Consider the following 16,249-nt stretch of genomic DNA (forward strand, 5'->3'; position numbering starts at 1 on the left):
TCCCTTATTGATGCCGGGCGTTTTGCCGTCCCATCGTCCGGGCGGTAATGAAGTTGCAATATCTGCAACGCCGGTTCCGCCCTTCGCAATTGCGAAAGAACGCGCTGCGCTGCACATAGGACGGGCCTTTCAGGCATCCTCTCCTAAAACTTATCAAGGCCGGCCTTTCGGGGCTGGCCCTTTTTTTTGTCCGTCGAACGAGCGTTTTCAGGCGGAGCCAACTCACGCGGGAATCGGGCAGGTCGCGGCCGGCCGGGCCAGCGCGGCATTCTTCAGGAAATCAGGGTCCGTCAGCGCGTCGAGAAAGGCGAGCAGGGCAGGCATATCGACATCGACCAGCATCGACGCGGCGTGGCGGCGGATGGCCGATTCGATCGTCGGCGACTGGCCATCGTGCAGCCAGGGGCCAGTGACGGCGACATTGCGCAACGACGGCGTGCGGAACTGCTCGGGTGGCGGCTCGAAGCCCGGCGGCAGGGGCTTGCCGCCATAGGCGGCCGCATCGACCTCCTGCGGCGCAGCGGTGCCGACATAATGGGTCTTGCTGTCGGTGAAGTCCGGCCCGGAATGACAGCCGCCACAGCCCGCTGCGGCAAATTGCCTGGCCCCACGCTGCGCCAGTGGCGACAATGTGCCGCGATCATGGGCGCTGCCGAACGAGATCATCGTGCGCTGGAACGCCGCAAGAGCCGCAGTCACCCTTGCGAAGCCCAGGTCATTCGGTGCGCCGGGGAAGGCGGCCGCGAACATCCGGCGATAGCAGGGATCGGCGCCGATCCGCCGGGCCAGCCCGACATCATCCTGCGCCAGCCCCATCTCAACCGGCTTGGTCCCGGTCATCGGCACCATCGCCTGCTGCTCCAGCGTCGAAAGGCCGGCCTCGGTCCAGGTCAGGCCGCTGCGCCAGGCGACATTGGCGAGGCCGGGTACATTACGGACGCCCATCTCGCCCATCACGCCCTGATGGGTGGTAAGGCCATCGGCAAAGCCCTTCTCCTGCTGGTGGCAATCGGCGCAAGCCATGCTGCCATCGGCCGACAGGGCGCGATCATAAAAGAGCCGGCGGCCAAGTGCGACCTTGGCAGCGGTCATGCCGTTGTCGGACGGGATGGCGGGCACTGCAACGCCAGAGGGCAGGGCAGGCCAGCGCCAGGCGGGACGTGCAGCCCCCAGTCCCGTCGCCAGCAACGCCGCCGCTCCGATGATCGCCGCTCCACCCACTCGCACCCGCCGTCCCCTTCGCCGCGCATGACGAACCAAGGCTGACCGATCCGCAGGCCGGGGTAAAGGGGGAGGGGGCGGCCACGCTCGATGGAAGTGAATAATGGTGCTCGTCGCCAAATGCCCTTGCTTCGGGCGACGTCGGATGCTCCCTGTCGACCAGAAGGTTGTTGAGGTCTGGTTAGGGGAATGGCAACTTCGGGTGGGGAGCGGACTGTCAGCTCTCCGACCGTCGGATGGATCAAGCGGACGCCTCCATGCGGAACTGTCGCATTTGCAGTTCGCTCGCTCAAGATCGACCAACAGATGCCGCTGACGCGCCAGGGGCAGGCAGGGACGCTTCCGGGGTTTTCACTGATACCGCACGCGCGCTGATTGTCACATCCATCATGTCCGCGAAAACTGATGGAGGCCCTGTCAATGGCAAAGCAACCCAACATCCTGTTCATCATGGGTGACGATATCGGCTGGTTTAACGCCAGTTGTTACAATAGCGGCATGATGGGCTACAAGACGCCCAATATCGATCGCATTGCCCAGGAGGGCGCGCGCTTTACCGACTGGTATGCCCAGCAAAGCTGCACCGCGGGCCGCGCCGCGTTCCTGACCGGCCAATCGCCGATCCGCACCGGCCTGACCAAGGTCGGCCTGCCAGGGGCCGATCAGGGTCTGGGACCGAATGATCCCTGCATCGCCCAGGTGCTCAAGGCGCAGGGCTATGCGACGGGGCAGTTCGGCAAGAACCACCTCGGCGACCGCGACGAGCATCTGCCGACCATGCACGGCTTCGACGAATTTTTCGGCAACCTCTATCATCTGAATGCCGAAGAGGAGCCGGAGAATGAGGATTACCCCAAGGATCCGAAATTTCGCGAGAAATACGGCCCGCGCGGCGTGCTGCGGTGCAAGGCCGATGGCAAGGGCGGCCAGACGATCGAAAATACCGGCCCGATGAGCAAGAAGCGGATGGAGACGATGGACGAAGAGTTCCTCGCCGACGCCAAGGACTTCATCAAGCGCAACCATGACGCGGGCGGCCCCTGGTTCTGCTATTTCAACTCCACCCGGATGCACATCTTCACCCACCTCAAGGACGCCTCGAAGGGCAAGACCGGCCTTGGCATCTATCCCGATGGGATGGTCGAGCATGACGGGCATGTCGGCGAACTGCTCGATCTGGTCGACGAGCTTGGCGTGACCAAGGATACCATCGTCGTCTACACCACGGACAATGGTGCCGAATGCTTCACCTGGCCCGACGGCGGCACCACGCCCTTCAAGGGCGAGAAGGCAACCAACTGGGAAGGCGGCTTCCGCGTGCCCTGCGTCATCCGCTGGCCCGGCGTGATCGAGCCCGGCCAGGTGATCAACGACATCTGCGCGCATGAAGACTTCCTGCCGACGCTGGCCGCCGCGGCGGGCGACAGCAATGTGGTCGAGCGGGTGAAGAAGGGCGGGAAGATCGGCGACACCAAGTTCAAGGTCCATCTGGACGGTCACAATCTGATGCCGTTCTTCAAGGGCGACGAGACGGAAGCGCCGCGCAAGGGCTTTGCCTATTGGAGCGACGACGGCGATCTGATGGCGATCCGCGTCAACCAGTGGAAGGTCAACTTCCTGGCCCAGAATACCGAGATCAGTCCGCGCACGCCCGTCGGCGTCTGGCAAGGCCAGTTCACCGCGCTACGCGCGCCGATGATGATCAACCTGCGCTCAGACCCGTTCGAACGCGGCCCCGAAAGCATCTATTATGGTGATTTCATCGCGCACCGCATGTTCCTGATGGTGCCCGCGCAAGCGATCGTTGCCCACCTGCTGGAAAGCTTCAAGAAGTTTCCTCCGCGCGCCAAGGCGGCGAGCTGGACGGTCAGCGACGCCATGGACAAGATCGGAACGGCGAGCCCGAACCAGAACTGACCGGCAACATAGGGTAGCGCCAGTTGCATCATGGCGAGGGGCAAGTGTTGCACATGTGGATGGCACACGCGCCTCTCGTCAGGTGTATCAGCCGGAACGGGTCATCAGTCTGGGGAGGGGAATGAGGTGCCGATCGGACGCCCGGACCTTTTCATTCCCATCACAGCCGGTCTTGCGCATGGAAACGCCAGACGCGGACCGACTGCACCCTGGAATTGAGAAGCGGCGGCTGAACGGCCACAGTTGGTCGTTAGATACCATCGCAAATCCGTCAGCCATGCGAGGCGGGTCTGTCCTATTTTGCCCAATCCTGATCTACTCGGGCCATGAAAAAAATCACCTCGATCTCGGCCGTTCAACCAACTCTGTCGCTTCGCTGTCGCGTCAGCGGCGCGCGGGGGTGACCCTGGCAATGACCCCGCTGTCGCGTTGCAGGTGCGTGGGTGTCGCGTCATGGGCGCGTGGCAGGGGCAAAAGGACCGAAATGACCCGACGACACTATGAACTTCGGACGAAAATAAACTGTCGCGTCGATTGCTGTGCTGACCGCCGGATGTTTCCGCTGTCCTACAGGCCGTCATTCAGCCTAAACTCGATCGGCTCTTTGATCTGTCGAGACCATCTCGCGCCCCATGGCGCGTTAGGCTGTCGGTCTCTTCTCGAAGCCGTTCAGCGCCTCGACTGGCGCATCCGTCGCGTCGATCCGCGCGACCTTTGCTGCGGGCGGGCCATCCTGTGCCAGCGTGACGAAGCGATCGACCATGTCCGCCTCGCCCTGTACCAGCGCCTCGACGCTGCCATCCATGCGGTTGCGAACCCAGCCGGTGAGTTCCAGGCTGCGGGCGGTCTCGACCGTCCAGTTGCGGTAGAAGACGCCCTGCACCCGGCCGAGGATCATCAGGTGACGGGCGACGACCAGCATCAGCGGATCCGCTTGATCCAGGTCTGGCCGCCTTCGCGCACTTCGGTGGTGAAATTGGGGATGGCGGCGACCAGATCGGACAGCCGCTTGAAACCATAATTGCGCACATCGAAGCTGGAACGGTTACCGACCCGCTGGCCGACCGGCCCCAGCGCCACGAAGCCGCGCTCATCCCGCTTCGCCTCGTCATAGGCATCGATCAGCAGGCGCACGACTTCCGGGTCTACCGCCGCGCCGGTGCCCGCTGGCGCCGGCGGTGCGGCTGGCGGGGGCGGGGCCGCCGCTGCGGGAGATGGTTTGGCGGCGGCGCCGCTTTTGGCCGGCGTCTTTTTCTTGGGTGCTGCCGCCGGTTTGGCCACCGGCACTTCGACCGGCCGCAGCGCGGCGACGTCGATGAAGCGGGTGCAGGCGCGGCGGAAGCCCTCGGGCGCATTGGCATTGCCGAAGCCATAGACCGGGATGCCGTCCTGGCGCAGGCGCGTCACCAGCGGGGTGAAGTCGCTGTCGCTCGACATCAGGCCGAAGCCGTCGACGCGCCCGCTGGACAGCAGGTCCATCGCGTCGATCGTCATCTTCATGTCGGTGGCATTCTTGCCCTTGGTCAGGTCGAACTGCTGCTGCGGCTCGATCGCCTGCGCGACCGACAGCGCCGCCCAGGTCTTGAGCGTCGCCTTGTTCCAATTGCCATAGGCGCGGCGGATATTGACCGTGCCGAGTTCCGCCAGCACGGTCATCACCGCATCGAAATGGGCCGCCGACGCATTGTCCGCGTCGATCAGCAGGGCGATATTGCCACGCCCTTCCTGCCGCATGGGCATGGTGCGCCTCCCGTCAGGCTGCGGCGAAGACGCCGGTCTGTTCGTCCAATATGTGAAGCTGGCCGTCGGAAATGGCGAAGAAGCTGCCGACCAGCTTCAGTTCGCCGCTCTTTTCCTTGGCGCGCACGCAGGGGAAGCTACGCAAATTGGTAAGGCTGACCTTCACGCCTTCCTGCTCCATGGCGCGCTCGACATCCCGGTCGCGCTGGTCGCCATAGCGGTCCACCACCACGTCGCGCGCATCGTCAAGCAGTTGTATCCAGTTATGGATGAAGCCGCCTTCGCCTGGAGGCGCGTCCTTCAGGTCATGGCTGAGCGCTGCCTTGCAGCCGCCGCACTTGCCATGGCCCATGACGACGATCTCGCCAACCTTGAGCACCTGGACGGCGAATTCCAGCGCAGCCGACACGCCGTGCCAGCCGGGATTGGTTTCGAACGGCGGCACCAGCGCGGCGACATTGCGCACGACGAAGATTTCGCCGGGGCTGGTGTCGAAGATCTGGGCCGGGTCGACTCGACTGTCGGAACAGGCGATCACCATCACGCGGGGGCTCTGCCCCTCGTTGAGTTCGTCCCATCGCTCGCGCTGCTGGGACCAGCCGGTGTCACGGAAGCGGCGATAGCCTTCGAGCATGTCTGCAAAGTCGGTCATGATGATTGATGTGCCGCACAAAGAGAGGGCTGGCAAGTATGGTCCTGCATCGCTATCTGGGGCCGATGAACGACATTGCCCCGATCCCCGTCCCCGGTCAGCCCGCCACGACCGAGCGTGCCCGCAAGCCTGACTGGATCCGCGTCAAGGCGCCGACTAGCCCCGCTTATCACGAGACGCGCAAGCTGATGCGGGAAAAGGGTTTGAACACGGTCTGCGAGGAAGCGGCCTGCCCGAATATCGGCGAATGCTGGACCAAGAAGCACGCCACGGTGATGATCCTGGGCGATGTCTGCACCCGCGCCTGCGCCTTCTGCAACGTCAAGACCGGCATGCCGCGCAATGTCGATGTCAACGAGCCGCAGAACCTGGCCGATGCCGCCGCCGAGATGGGCCTTGAACATATCGTCATCACCTCGGTCGATCGCGACGACCTGCCCGATGGCGGCGCTAGCCAGTTCGTCAAGGTGATCGAGGCGCTGCGCCGCACGACGCCGGGCACCACGATCGAGATCCTGACCCCGGATTTCCGCAACAAGCATGAGCGTGCGATCGAGATGATCGTCGCCGCCCGTCCGGACGTCTATAACCATAATTTGGAGACCGTGCCCCGGCTCTACCCGACCATACGCCCTGGCGCCCGTTACTATGCGTCGCTGCGCCTGCTGGAGAGCGTCAAGAAGCTCGATCCGTCGATCTTCACCAAGTCGGGCATCATGCTGGGCCTGGGCGAGGAACGCCTGGAGGTTCATCAGGTGATGGATGACATGCGTTCGGCGGACATCGACTTCCTGACCATGGGCCAATATCTGCAGCCCACGCCCAAACATGCCAAGGTGATGGAATTCGTCACCCCGGCCGCGTTCAACGCCTATGCGGCAATCGCGCGGGCCAAGGGCTTCCTGCAGGTGGCGTCGAGCCCGCTGACCCGGTCGAGCTATCATGCTGGCAAGGATTTCGCCGAGATGCGCGCCGCGCGCGAGGCGAAGCTGGCCAAGGCGGCCGTCGCGAAGGCCTGACCGGCGAATGCCCAAGCATGAAGAGACCCGCCAGCTGCCCTATAGTCCGGAACAGATGTTCGACCTGGTGTCGAACGTCTCGGCCTATCCGCAATTCCTGCCCTGGGTCAGCGCGATCCGTATCCGGTCGGATAGCGAGAGCGAGATGGTCGCGGACATGATCGTCGGCTTCAAGGGGATCAGCGAGAGCTTTACCTCGCGCGTCCACAAGCATCGCCCGGACCATGTCCGGGTCGACTATCTCAACGGCCCGCTTAAGCATCTCCATAATGAATGGCGTTTCCGCGACGACGGGCAGGGCGGCGTGCTGGTGGATTTCGAGGTCGAGTTCGAATTCAAGAACCGGATATTCGAGATGCTCGCCGGTCAGTTTTTCGACAAGGCGCTGCGCAAGATGATCGGTGCGTTCGAGACGCGCGCGGCGGCGCTTTATGGCGCCGGCGAATCGGGCAGCAGCAGTTCGAGCGCGCACAACGCCGCCTGAAGGCGGACGCCACCGCGGCCATTATCCTCGAAATGATGCATGTCGGCCACGACCTTGTCGGGGCTGCCGCCGCGTTCCGCGCGCGCGAAGACGACGGTGCCGACCGGCTTCTGCTCGCTGCCGCCGCCCGGCCCGGCGATACCGGTGATGGCGACCGCGACATGGGCGTGGCTTTTCTTGAGGGCGCCCTGTGCCATCGCCCAGGCGGTGGCGATGGAGACTGCGCCGAACGTGTCCAGCACGTCATGCGAAACTTTTAGAAGTTCCGCCTTCATATCATTGGAATATGTGATGAAACCGGCCTCGAAGACGTCCGACGATCCGGCGATTTCGGTTAGCGCGGCGGAGACCAGGCCGCCAGTGCAGCTTTCTGCGACCGCGACGGTGCGACCGGCGCGGCGGTTGGCGATGATGACCTTTTCGGCAAGGTCGACGAGCTGGGCGGGCAGAATGGTATTGGGCATGGTCGGCTCAGGATAGCGTGGGGAGGGAGAGGGTGGCAACCGCCTGCGCGGCGATGCCCTCGCGCCGGCCGGCAAAGCCAAGTCGCTCGGTCGTAGTCGCCTTGACGCTGACCCGATCCAGGGGAACCCCCAATATCTCGGCGATCCGGACGCGCATGGCGTCGCGATGCGGCCCGATCTTGGGTGCTTCGCAGATGATGGTGAGGTCGATATGATCGATCCGGCCGTCCCGTTTCAGGACCAGATCGCGGGCATGGGCGAGAAAGCGATCCGACGAGGCGCCGCGCCATTGCGGATCGGACGGTGGGAAATGGCTGCCGATATCGCCATCGGCGAGCGCGCCGAGGATCGCATCGACAATGGCATGGAGCGCGACATCGGCATCGCTGTGGCCGGCGAGGCCCCGATCGTGCGGGACCAGCACGCCGCCCAGCCACAATTCTTCGTTGGGCGCAAGCCGATGGACGTCATAGCCCATGCCGACGCGGGTGGTGCGGGCGCCCATGATGCGCGCTTCGGCGCGGGCGAAATCCTGCGGGTAGGTCAATTTTTCCAGCCTTTCATCGCCTTGCACCAAGATGACGTCATGGCCCCATGCGCGCAATATCTGGGCATCGTCGGTGGCTTCCCGTTCCTCATCCCAGTCGCGATGGGCCGCCAGGATGGTCTCGAGGCGGAAGGCTTGCGGCGTCTGCACGCGATGCAGGTCGGCGCGATCGACGCCGTCTGCCATGATCTCGCCATTGGCGCGAACCAGCGTATCGGCGACGGGCAGGGCGGGGATGGCGCCTTCGGCATGTTCCAGCGCGGCCAGCAACCGGTCGATGACCGATGCGGGCAGGAACGGGCGGGCGGCATCGTGGATCAGCACGATATCTGCGCCGCCGGCCGCCGCGATCGCCTCCAGCCCGGCCCGGACCGAACCGCGCCGGCTGTCCGCGCCGGTGACGAAATGGGCGGTGCGATCGCCGAGCATGGACTGGGCGCGGTCTTCCTCGCCTTCGCCCAGAACGATGTGGATGGCCGACACGCCGCCATGCGCCGTCAGCGCGTCATGGGCATGGGCCAGCACGGCCTTGCCGCCGATCCGCCGATATTGTTTGGGAATGTCGCCACCGGCCCGGCTTCCCTGCCCGGCGGCGACGATCAGCGCGACGATCCTGCTGTTCGATGTCATGCAGCGGCGCATAGACGCTCTGCCCCATGCTCGCCAACTACTAAAGCGCGATGGATGGTCCGGGGCCTGCCTTGTCGTCGCGGCCATTTTCGGCTAAGGGCTGCCTGTTTTTTAGGCAGTGATAGAAGATGACGCGCAGGCTTTCCCCCATTTCCGTTGGACCGGTGACGGTCGACATGCCGGTCATATTGGCGCCGATGACGGGCGTAACCGACATGCCCTTCCGCACGCTGGTCCGCCGTTTTGGTTCGGGTTTGAACGTTACCGAGATGATCGCCAGCGCGGCGATGATCCGCGAGACGCGCCAGTCGCTGCAGAAGGCCGCCTGGCATCCGCTGGAAGAACCGGTGTCGATGCAGCTCGCGGGCTGTTCGCCCACCGAGATGGCTGAGGCGGCTAAGCTCAACGCCGATCGGGGCGCGGCCATCATCGACATCAACATGGGCTGTCCGGTGAAGAAGGTGGTCAATGGCGATGCCGGTAGCGCGCTGATGCGCGACCTGCCGCTTGCGGCCGCCCTTATCAAGGCAACGGTCGAGGCGGTCGATGTGCCCGTCACGGTCAAGATGCGGATGGGCTGGGATCATAGCAGCCTCAATGCCCCGGAGTTGGCGCATATTGCCGAGGATCTGGGCGCCAAGCTGATCACTGTTCACGGCCGCACCCGCTGCCAGATGTACAAGGGCAGCGCCGACTGGGGCTTCGTCCGCTCGGTCAAGGATGCAGTCAAGCTGCCGGTGATCGTCAATGGCGACATCTGCTCGATCGAGGACGCGGAAGCCGCGCTCGACCAGAGCGGCGCCGACGGGGTGATGATCGGCCGTGGCGCCTATGGCAAGCCCTGGCTGCTGGGCCAGGTGATGCACTGGTTCGCCACCGGCGAGCGTCGCGCCGACCCAAGCCTTTCTGAACAATATGATCTGATTACAGAACATTATCGCATGATGCTCGATCATTATGACAATATGACCGGCGTCAACATGGCGCGCAAGCATATCGGCTGGTACACCAAGGGCCTGACTGGATCGGCGGAGTTCCGCAACACGGTCAATCAGGAGGCGGACGCGCAGCGGGTGCTGGATATGCTGGCCGCCTTTTATGAGCCGCTGATTGCGGCGGATGAACCGGCGGTGGCACTTCAGGCTGCATGACCATGCCATTGCCGTCCCTCCCGCCGCTTCAGATGCAGCAGGATGGACCATCCTTGTCGGAACTGATGACGGCGCTTCCGGTCGCGACCTTGGTAGTACGGCCGGATAATGGCATTGCCGACGCCAATGCGCGGGCGGAAACCCTGCTCAACATGGCGCGGTCGGCGATCATCGGCAGCGACGTGGCGCGCACGGTGCGGATTGCCGAGGCCGGCGCGCGGTTCGATATCTGGCACAGCAACAAGCCGATCGCCGCCTATGACATCAAGGTCCATGCCGGGCGCACCGCCGAGATGGAAGTGGATCTGATGATTTCCCCCATCGTCGATCATGATGGCTGGCGGGTCGTGTCGATCCATGCGCAGGGGCAGGCCCGCAAGATCGGCCATCGCGGCACGGCGGGCGGCGCGCGATCGGCGGTTGGCGCGGCGGCGATCCTGGCGCATGAGATCAAGAACCCGCTGTCGGGCATTCGCGGCGCGGCGCAGTTGCTGGAGACGAGCAATGGCGGCAGCGATGCCGCGCTGACCCAGCTCATCTGCAACGAGGTAGACCGGATCGCCGCGCTGATCGACCGGATGCAGGATTTCACGACCGACCGCACGCTGGAATGCGGCCCCGGCAACATTTATCCGTTGATCGATCGCGCATCACATATTGCGGCGGCAGGCTTTGCCAAGAATGTAAAAATTATAAAGCGTTATGATCCATCCCTGCCATTCGCGATCATCAACGACGATGCGCTGGTGCAGGTGATGATTAACCTGCTGAAGAATGCGGCGGAAGCGCTTGAGCATGTCGAGCACCCCTGCATTCGCGTCGAGACGGCTTTCCGGCATGGCATGTCGGTGCTGGTCGGCGATCGCAAGGGCAGCGCCGTGCTGCCGATCGAGATCGTGGTGATCGACAATGGGCCGGGCGTGCCCGAACATATTCTGGACCACCTCTTCAACCCGTTCATCACGGGCAAGCGGGACGGGCAGGGGCTCGGCCTGGCACTGGTAGACAAGTTGGTGAGGGACATGAGCGGTTTCGTGCAATATTCCCGCGATCAGGAAGCCGGGGAATCCACCTTCCGCATCCTGCTGCCGATGGGAATGGGCTGATGGCCGCAACGGGTACGGTCCTGGTCGTCGATGATGATCCCGCCATCTGCGTGGTCGTGGGGGAAGCTCTGCGGCGCCAGGGGCACAAGGTGAAGATCGCCGGATCGATCCGCGAGCGCACGGCGTTGATGGAGAGTTTTTCGCCCGACATTCTGATCACCGACGTCATGCTGCCGGACGGCGATGGACTGGATGGCGTGGCGGAGATTATCGAGCGCAAGCCCGACCTGAATGTTATCATTCTTTCCGCACAGAACACCCTGAACACTGCGATCCGGGCGACCGAGAAGGGGGCGTTCGAATATCTACCAAAGCCGTTCGATCTCAATGAGTTGACGCGCGCTGTTGCGGACTCCTTGGGGCATCGATCGGGCGGGGCGGACGCGAGCGAGCAAGGATTGCCGCATGACGGCCTGCCGCTGGTCGGTCGCTCGCCTGCGATGCAGGAAGTCTATCGCACCATCGCCAGGGTTCTTTCCAACGATCTCAGCATATTGGTGCTGGGCGAGTCGGGAACGGGCAAGGAGCTGGTGGCCGAAGCCATCCATAGCCTGGGCCAGCGACGCACCCGTCCCTTCGTCGCGATCAACATGGCGGCCATTCCGCGCGAACTGATCGAAGCGGAACTGTTCGGCTATGAAAAGGGCGCCTTTACCGGCGCGCAGGCGCGGACCGCCGGCAAGTTCGAACAGGCGCAGGGCGGCACCCTGTTCCTCGATGAAATCGGCGACATGCCGATGGAGGCGCAGACAAGGCTGCTGCGCGTGCTCCAGTCGGGCGAAGTGACCACGGTCGGCGGGTCGAAGCCGGTCCGCGTCGATGTCCGCATCATCGCCGCCACCAACAAGGATCTGCCGCGACTGATCGAGGAAAACCGGTTCCGTCAGGACCTCTATTATCGGCTCAATGTCGTGCCGGTGTCGCTGCCGCCTTTGCGCGAACGGCGCGAGGACGTGATCTTGCTGGCCCGCCATTTCCTGGATCGGGCGGCACAGGACGGCTTGCCGCGCAAGGCCCTGGCCGAGGACGCCGCGCAGCTGCTGATGGCCTATCATTGGCCCGGCAATGTGCGCGAGTTGCAGAATATCATGCAGCGGCTTGCCGTGCTGAGCCGCGAGAATGTGATCGCGGCGGACATGCTGCGGCATGCGCTGCCGCTGGATGCCGTGCCAGCCGATCATGCCGCGCCCGCAGGGCAGCTTGCGCAGGCCGTGCGGGAATGGACCAAGCGGCAACTGGGCGTCGGGCTTGGACAGGCCAATCCCCAGTTGCACGATAATCTGCTGGCGGTGATCGAGCCGATCCTGTTGCAGGAAACGCTGGCCAGCGTCGACGGCAACCAGATCCGCGCCGCCGGCCTGCTAGGGATAAATCGCAACACGCTGCGCAAGAAGCTGACCGACTATGGCCTCGACCCACTGCAATTGCGCCTGAGCGATTAGCGAGGGCGAGACGAAGCGCCCAATCGCATCGACCAGCGACATGGTTTTATGTAAAAACTGTGTTTGATCGGGCACGGCATTGTTGTAACGAAGCCACTATGACTGGTGCGGTGACAATCCCCCGACGGGGGCAGGCTTGGGCAAGGCTGATCCGGCCTTACCTGCGCAACGGTCGCCTGGCCGCCGCGATCGAAGCGGTCACGCTCATCCTGTTTCTTGGCACCGCTGGCCTGACCTATCGCCTGCTGTCCGGGCAGGACCAGTCCTACACCCTGCTGACCCCGCCGATCGTGGCGCTGTTGCTGGTCGCCAATCTGGTGCCGGCGATCGCGCTGCTGATGCTGCTGGGGCGCCGCGTGGCCAAGCGCAGGGCCGCGAAATCCGCCATCGGTAGCGATGGTCAGCTCCACGTCCGCCTGGTGGCGATCTTCTCGGTCGTGGCCAGCGTACCGATGCTGCTGGTCGTGATCTTTGCGTCGCTGCTGTTCCAATATGGCGTCCAATTCTGGTTTTCGGACAGTGCGCGCGGCATGCTCCAGAATGCCAGCGATCTGGCGCGTGGCTATTATGAGCAGAATTTGCGCGAGGTCCGCGACGAGACGCTGACCATGGCGAGCGATCTGCGCGACTATCTGGGCCAGTCAAGCGTTTCGAGCCCCCGCTTTGCCGAGGGCTATATCTATCAGGTGGTGACGCGAAAGCTGAACCGGTCGGCGATCATCGAGATTGGCAAGGACGGCGTGGCGCGGACCGCTGCGACGGTCGATCCCGAGAGCCGGCCAGCGTCCGAAATGCTGTCGGCCGATGTGGTCAAGCGCCTGGCGTCCGGCGAGGATGTGGTGGTGGCGGCCAAGCCGAACCAGATCGAAGCGGTGACGCTGCTATACCCCAATTCCAAAATCTACCTCTATGCCACGCGCAATGCCGGCAGTTCGTCCTTCTCCAATGTGGAGCGGGCGCAGAAGGTGCTGGGCGATTATGATCTGTTCGCGGCGCAATCCCGCGCGTTGCAGTTACGGTTCAACCTGTTGCTGTTCGTCGGATCGCTGTTGCTGGTCGGCATCGCCGTCTACATCGCGCTGGCGGTCGCCGACTGGATGGTGCGGCCGGTCAATGAGCTGGTGACGGCTGCCCGCAAGATCACGGCGGGCGACCTGTCCGCGCGCGTGACCAGCCCGGCCAGCCGGGATGAAATCGGCACGCTCGCCTCAGCCTTCAACCGCATGACCCAGCGGTTGGAAGCGCAGACCGGCGCGCTGGTCGCGGCCAACAGTCAGCTTGATGAGCGGCGTGCCTTTATCGAGGCGATCCTGTCGGGCGTGAGTGCCGGCGTGCTGTCGGTGGACCGCGGCGGCGTGATCCAGTTGCTGAACAGCTCGGCCGCTGCGATCCTGGTGCGTGAAGGCGATGATCCGGTCGGACGGCCGCTGGCCGAGATTTCGGCTGAGCTGGCCGAACTGGTTGCTTCGCAGGAGGATGCCGGCATCGTCCAGGTGCGCGCGCAAGGCGACCTGCGCACGCTGGCGGTCAAGGTGTCCGAGGATGTGTCCGGCCATATTCTGACCTTCGACGACATCACCCAGCAATTGTCGGATCAGCGCCGTGCGGCCTGGTCGGATGTAGCGCGCCGCATCGCGCATGAGATCAAGAACCCGCTGACGCCGATCCAGCTGGCGGCCGAACGCCTGCAGCGCCGCTATGGCGAGGAGGTGACGAGCGACAAGTCGACCTTTGCACGCCTGACCGGCACGATTGTGCGGCAGGTGGGTGATTTGCGCCGCATCGTCGACGAATTCTCCTCCTTTGCGCGCATGCCCAAGCCGGTGTTCCGGCGCGAGGCGCTGGGCGACATCGCCCGCCACGCGCTGTTCCTGCACGAGGTGGCTCATCCCGATATTCGCTTCGCCTTCGACGCGGATGCCGGGGAGATGGAGATGGTGTGCGATCGCCGCCAGCTTGGCCAGGCGCTGACCAATATCGTCAAAAATGCGGTCGAGGCGATCGAGCCGAAGCCGGCGCCCGAGGATGGCGGGGTGCGCGGCCATGTGCGCATGCGCCTGCATGAGGCTGATGGCGCGCTGGTAATCGAAGTGCGCGACGATGGCATCGGCCTGCCGCCCGAACGTGAACGCATCCTGGAGCCCTATATGACCACGCGGTCGAAGGGGACGGGTTTGGGCTTGGCCATCGTCAAGAAGATTGTCGAAGAACATATGGGCGAAATCCGCTTCGATGACGCGGAAGGCGGGGGCGCGCGGGTGACGCTGCGCTTCCCTGTCGCGGCCCTGGAGAAACTGGAAGAGGGGCAGGTGGTTGCCTTGCCCAAAGGAAAAGTGACGGCCAATGGCGCTTGATATTCTGATAGTCGACGACGAAGAGGACATTCGCGATCTGGTTGCGGGTGTGCTGGAAGATGAGGGTTTTACCACCCGCACCGCCGCCAATAGCGACAGCGCGATCGAAGCGCTGGACAGCCGGCGCCCCTCGCTGGTGCTGCTCGATGTCTGGCTGCAGGGCTCGAAGCTCGACGGGCTGGAACTGCTAGACGAGATCAAGCGGCGCGACGCGACCGTCCCGGTGCTGATGATTTCCGGTCATGGCAATATCGACACGGCGGTAGCGGCGATCCGCAAGGGTGCGGCCGATTTCATCGAGAAGCCGTTCGAGGCGGATCGGCTGCTCCATCTGGTGGCGCGCGCCACCGAGACCGAGCGGCTGCGGCGCGAGAACCAGACGCTGCGCGCGCGCTTTGGCCAGGATGATGAGCTGACCGGCACGTCGGCATCGATCAACGGCGTGCGGGCGACGATCAAGAAGGTTGCGGGCACCGGTAGCCGAGTGCTGATTTCCGGCCCGGCCGGCGTCGGCAAGGAAGTCGCTGCCCGTATGCTGCACAGCTGGAGCGGTCGCGCCGACGCGCCCTTCATCATCGTCGCCGCGGCGCGGATGGACCCGGATCGGGTCGAGGAAGAACTGTTCGGCGTCGAGGATCCCAGCGGGCTGGTGCGTCCGGGCTATCTGGAACAGGCGCATGGCGGCACGCTGTATCTGGACGAGATCGCCGACATGCCCGTCACCACCCAGGGCAAGATATTGCGCGTGCTGACCGACCAGAGCTTCACCCGCGTCGGCGGGCAGCGGCAGGTGAAGGTGGACGTGCGCGTCATTTCCTCGACCGCGCGCAACCTGACGGCGGAGATCGAGGAGCGGCGCTTCCGCGAGGATCTCTTCTATCGGCTCAATGTGGTGCCGTTGCAGATTCCGTCGCTGTCCGAGCGTCGCGATGATATTCCGCCGCTGGTCGAACATTATCTGGCGCGCTTCGCCGCCGATCGTCGGGTCAATCCGCCCGAGATCGCCAGCGATGCCATGGCGGCGCTGCAGGCCAATGAGTGGCCGGGCAATGTCCGTCAGTTGCGCAACGTGATCGAACGGACGATGATCCTGGCGCCGGGCGACCGGATCGGGCGGATTGAACTGGACATGTTGCCGGCTGAACTGACGAGCGGCGGCGGCGGCGGCGACGGCATTGGCCAGTCGGCGATCATGGGCGCGCCGCTGCGCGAGGCGCGCGAAAGTTTCGAGCGGGAATATCTGCGCATCCAGATCCGGCGGTTTTCGGGCAATATCTCGCGCACCGCGACCTTCATCGGCATGGAGCGGTCTGCGCTGCACCGCAAACTGAAATTGCTGGGCATTACCGACGGAAAGGACGGCTGACGCTAGGGAAATTCCCGATGGCGATGTCAGGCATGGACGCCCCTTCGCAATTGCGGTAGGATTGCCTCGCCCTCGACAAGCGGGGGCAGGCAAGACACCTCCGCCCAGAGGTGCGAGAGCGGGTAACGTCCCGCCAATAAAGGACTGGCAAAAACC

14 protein-coding genes are annotated in these 16,249 nt (G+C 64.0%); 8 read left to right on the forward strand and 6 right to left on the reverse strand.

Going from position 1 to position 16,249, the window contains the following annotated elements:
• Positions 1-222: 222 nt before the first annotated feature.
• Entirely contained in the window at positions 223-1,227 is a 1,005-nt protein-coding gene (locus tag HH800_RS07655) for a cytochrome-c peroxidase (RefSeq protein ID WP_169860707.1), read from the reverse strand.
• A 414-nt stretch (positions 1,228-1,641) separates the two neighbouring features.
• Between HH800_RS07655 and HH800_RS07660 the strand changes: the two genes are divergently transcribed.
• Positions 1,642-3,138 carry an arylsulfatase gene (locus HH800_RS07660; protein WP_097385696.1) on the forward strand — a complete coding sequence of 499 codons (1,497 nt, stop codon included), beginning with the start codon at positions 1,642-1,644 and terminating at the stop codon, positions 3,136-3,138.
• A 640-nt stretch (positions 3,139-3,778) separates the two neighbouring features.
• Here HH800_RS07660 and HH800_RS07665 read toward each other — a convergent pair.
• Genes HH800_RS07665 through HH800_RS07675 form a run of 3 tightly spaced genes read right to left on the reverse strand, consistent with a single transcriptional unit; the run spans position 3,779 to position 5,530 of the window.
• A complete protein-coding gene (locus tag HH800_RS07665) occupies positions 3,779-4,060 on the reverse strand; it encodes an acylphosphatase (protein WP_169860708.1) in 282 nt (93 codons plus the stop codon).
• Positions 4,060-4,878 carry an NYN domain-containing protein gene (locus HH800_RS07670; RefSeq protein WP_169860709.1) on the reverse strand — a complete coding sequence of 273 codons (819 nt, stop codon included), beginning with the start codon at positions 4,876-4,878 and terminating at the stop codon, positions 4,060-4,062. The genes HH800_RS07665 and HH800_RS07670 overlap by 1 nt, the downstream gene beginning before the upstream one ends.
• Positions 4,879-4,891: 13 nt before the next feature.
• Complete coding sequence (locus HH800_RS07675; RefSeq protein ID WP_010339375.1) at positions 4,892-5,530, reverse strand: carbonic anhydrase; 639 nt, start codon at positions 5,528-5,530, stop codon at positions 4,892-4,894.
• Positions 5,531-5,568: 38 nt separating this feature from the next.
• On the opposite strand from HH800_RS07675, the gene lipA reads away from it, so the two are divergent.
• Both lipA and HH800_RS07685 read left to right on the forward strand, forming a co-directional pair.
• Positions 5,569-6,549, forward strand: coding sequence for a lipoyl synthase (lipA, locus tag HH800_RS07680; RefSeq protein ID WP_169860710.1), 981 nt, complete (start codon positions 5,569-5,571; stop codon positions 6,547-6,549).
• A 7-nt stretch (positions 6,550-6,556) separates the two neighbouring features.
• Complete coding sequence (locus HH800_RS07685) at positions 6,557-7,033, forward strand: type II toxin-antitoxin system RatA family toxin (protein ID WP_010339373.1); 477 nt, start codon at positions 6,557-6,559, stop codon at positions 7,031-7,033.
• Here HH800_RS07685 and HH800_RS07690 read toward each other — a convergent pair.
• Positions 6,979-7,497, reverse strand: coding sequence for a CinA family protein (locus HH800_RS07690; RefSeq protein ID WP_004212578.1), 519 nt, complete (start codon positions 7,495-7,497; stop codon positions 6,979-6,981). The two genes, HH800_RS07685 and HH800_RS07690, sit on opposite strands and share 55 nt — an antisense overlap.
• A 7-nt stretch (positions 7,498-7,504) precedes the next feature.
• Positions 7,505-8,686 carry a bifunctional 2-C-methyl-D-erythritol 4-phosphate cytidylyltransferase/2-C-methyl-D-erythritol 2,4-cyclodiphosphate synthase gene (locus HH800_RS07695; protein WP_169860711.1) on the reverse strand — a complete coding sequence of 394 codons (1,182 nt, stop codon included), beginning with the start codon at positions 8,684-8,686 and terminating at the stop codon, positions 7,505-7,507.
• A 116-nt stretch (positions 8,687-8,802) separates the two neighbouring features.
• Between HH800_RS07695 and dusB the strand changes: the two genes are divergently transcribed.
• The 5 genes from dusB to HH800_RS07720 all read left to right on the forward strand — a co-directional run bounded on the left by dusB (position 8,803) and on the right by HH800_RS07720 (position 16,093).
• The gene (dusB, locus tag HH800_RS07700) at positions 8,803-9,825 is read left to right on the forward strand and encodes a tRNA dihydrouridine synthase DusB (RefSeq protein ID WP_169860712.1); all 1,023 of its coding nucleotides are present in this window, start codon (positions 8,803-8,805) and stop codon (positions 9,823-9,825) included.
• On the forward strand, positions 9,822-10,931 hold the full coding sequence (locus tag HH800_RS07705) for a two-component system sensor histidine kinase NtrB (RefSeq protein ID WP_169860713.1): 1,110 nt from the start codon (positions 9,822-9,824) through the stop codon (positions 10,929-10,931). The genes dusB and HH800_RS07705 overlap by 4 nt, the downstream gene beginning before the upstream one ends.
• Positions 10,931-12,373, forward strand: coding sequence for a nitrogen regulation protein NR(I) (gene ntrC / locus HH800_RS07710; RefSeq protein ID WP_169860714.1), 1,443 nt, complete (start codon positions 10,931-10,933; stop codon positions 12,371-12,373). Before HH800_RS07705 ends, ntrC begins: the two co-directional genes overlap by 1 nt.
• 98 nt (positions 12,374-12,471) lie before the next feature.
• The gene (locus HH800_RS07715; protein WP_169860715.1) at positions 12,472-14,727 is read left to right on the forward strand and encodes an ATP-binding protein; all 2,256 of its coding nucleotides are present in this window, start codon (positions 12,472-12,474) and stop codon (positions 14,725-14,727) included.
• A complete protein-coding gene (locus tag HH800_RS07720) occupies positions 14,717-16,093 on the forward strand; it encodes a sigma-54-dependent transcriptional regulator (protein WP_169860716.1) in 1,377 nt (458 codons plus the stop codon). The genes HH800_RS07715 and HH800_RS07720 overlap by 11 nt, the downstream gene beginning before the upstream one ends.
• The last annotated feature ends 156 nt before the right edge of the window (positions 16,094-16,249 follow it).

This window comes from Sphingobium yanoikuyae, from assembly GCF_013001025.1.
Taxonomy (GTDB): domain Bacteria; phylum Pseudomonadota; class Alphaproteobacteria; order Sphingomonadales; family Sphingomonadaceae; genus Sphingobium; species Sphingobium yanoikuyae_A.

What these genes read in the sequence shown, in the direction of transcription:
- HH800_RS07660 (WP_097385696.1), top strand. Translation starts at nt 1,642, where the DNA reads ATGGCAAAGCAACCCAACATCCTGTTCATCATGGGTGACGATATCGGC.
- HH800_RS07665 (WP_169860708.1), bottom strand. Translation starts at nt 4,060, where the DNA reads ATGCTGGTCGTCGCCCGTCACCTGATGATCCTCGGCCGGGTGCAGGGC.
- HH800_RS07670 (WP_169860709.1), bottom strand. Translation starts at nt 4,878, where the DNA reads ATGCCCATGCGGCAGGAAGGGCGTGGCAATATCGCCCTGCTGATCGAC.
- HH800_RS07675 (WP_010339375.1), bottom strand. Translation starts at nt 5,530, where the DNA reads ATGACCGACTTTGCAGACATGCTCGAAGGCTATCGCCGCTTCCGTGAC.
- lipA (WP_169860710.1), top strand. Translation starts at nt 5,569, where the DNA reads ATGGTCCTGCATCGCTATCTGGGGCCGATGAACGACATTGCCCCGATC.
- HH800_RS07685 (WP_010339373.1), top strand. Translation starts at nt 6,557, where the DNA reads ATGCCCAAGCATGAAGAGACCCGCCAGCTGCCCTATAGTCCGGAACAG.
- HH800_RS07690 (WP_004212578.1), bottom strand. Translation starts at nt 7,497, where the DNA reads ATGCCCAATACCATTCTGCCCGCCCAGCTCGTCGACCTTGCCGAAAAG.
- HH800_RS07695 (WP_169860711.1), bottom strand. Translation starts at nt 8,686, where the DNA reads ATGCGCCGCTGCATGACATCGAACAGCAGGATCGTCGCGCTGATCGTC.
- dusB (WP_169860712.1), top strand. Translation starts at nt 8,803, where the DNA reads ATGACGCGCAGGCTTTCCCCCATTTCCGTTGGACCGGTGACGGTCGAC.
- HH800_RS07705 (WP_169860713.1), top strand. Translation starts at nt 9,822, where the DNA reads ATGACCATGCCATTGCCGTCCCTCCCGCCGCTTCAGATGCAGCAGGAT.
- ntrC (WP_169860714.1), top strand. Translation starts at nt 10,931, where the DNA reads ATGGCCGCAACGGGTACGGTCCTGGTCGTCGATGATGATCCCGCCATC.
- HH800_RS07715 (WP_169860715.1), top strand. Translation starts at nt 12,472, where the DNA reads ATGACTGGTGCGGTGACAATCCCCCGACGGGGGCAGGCTTGGGCAAGG.
- HH800_RS07720 (WP_169860716.1), top strand. Translation starts at nt 14,717, where the DNA reads ATGGCGCTTGATATTCTGATAGTCGACGACGAAGAGGACATTCGCGAT.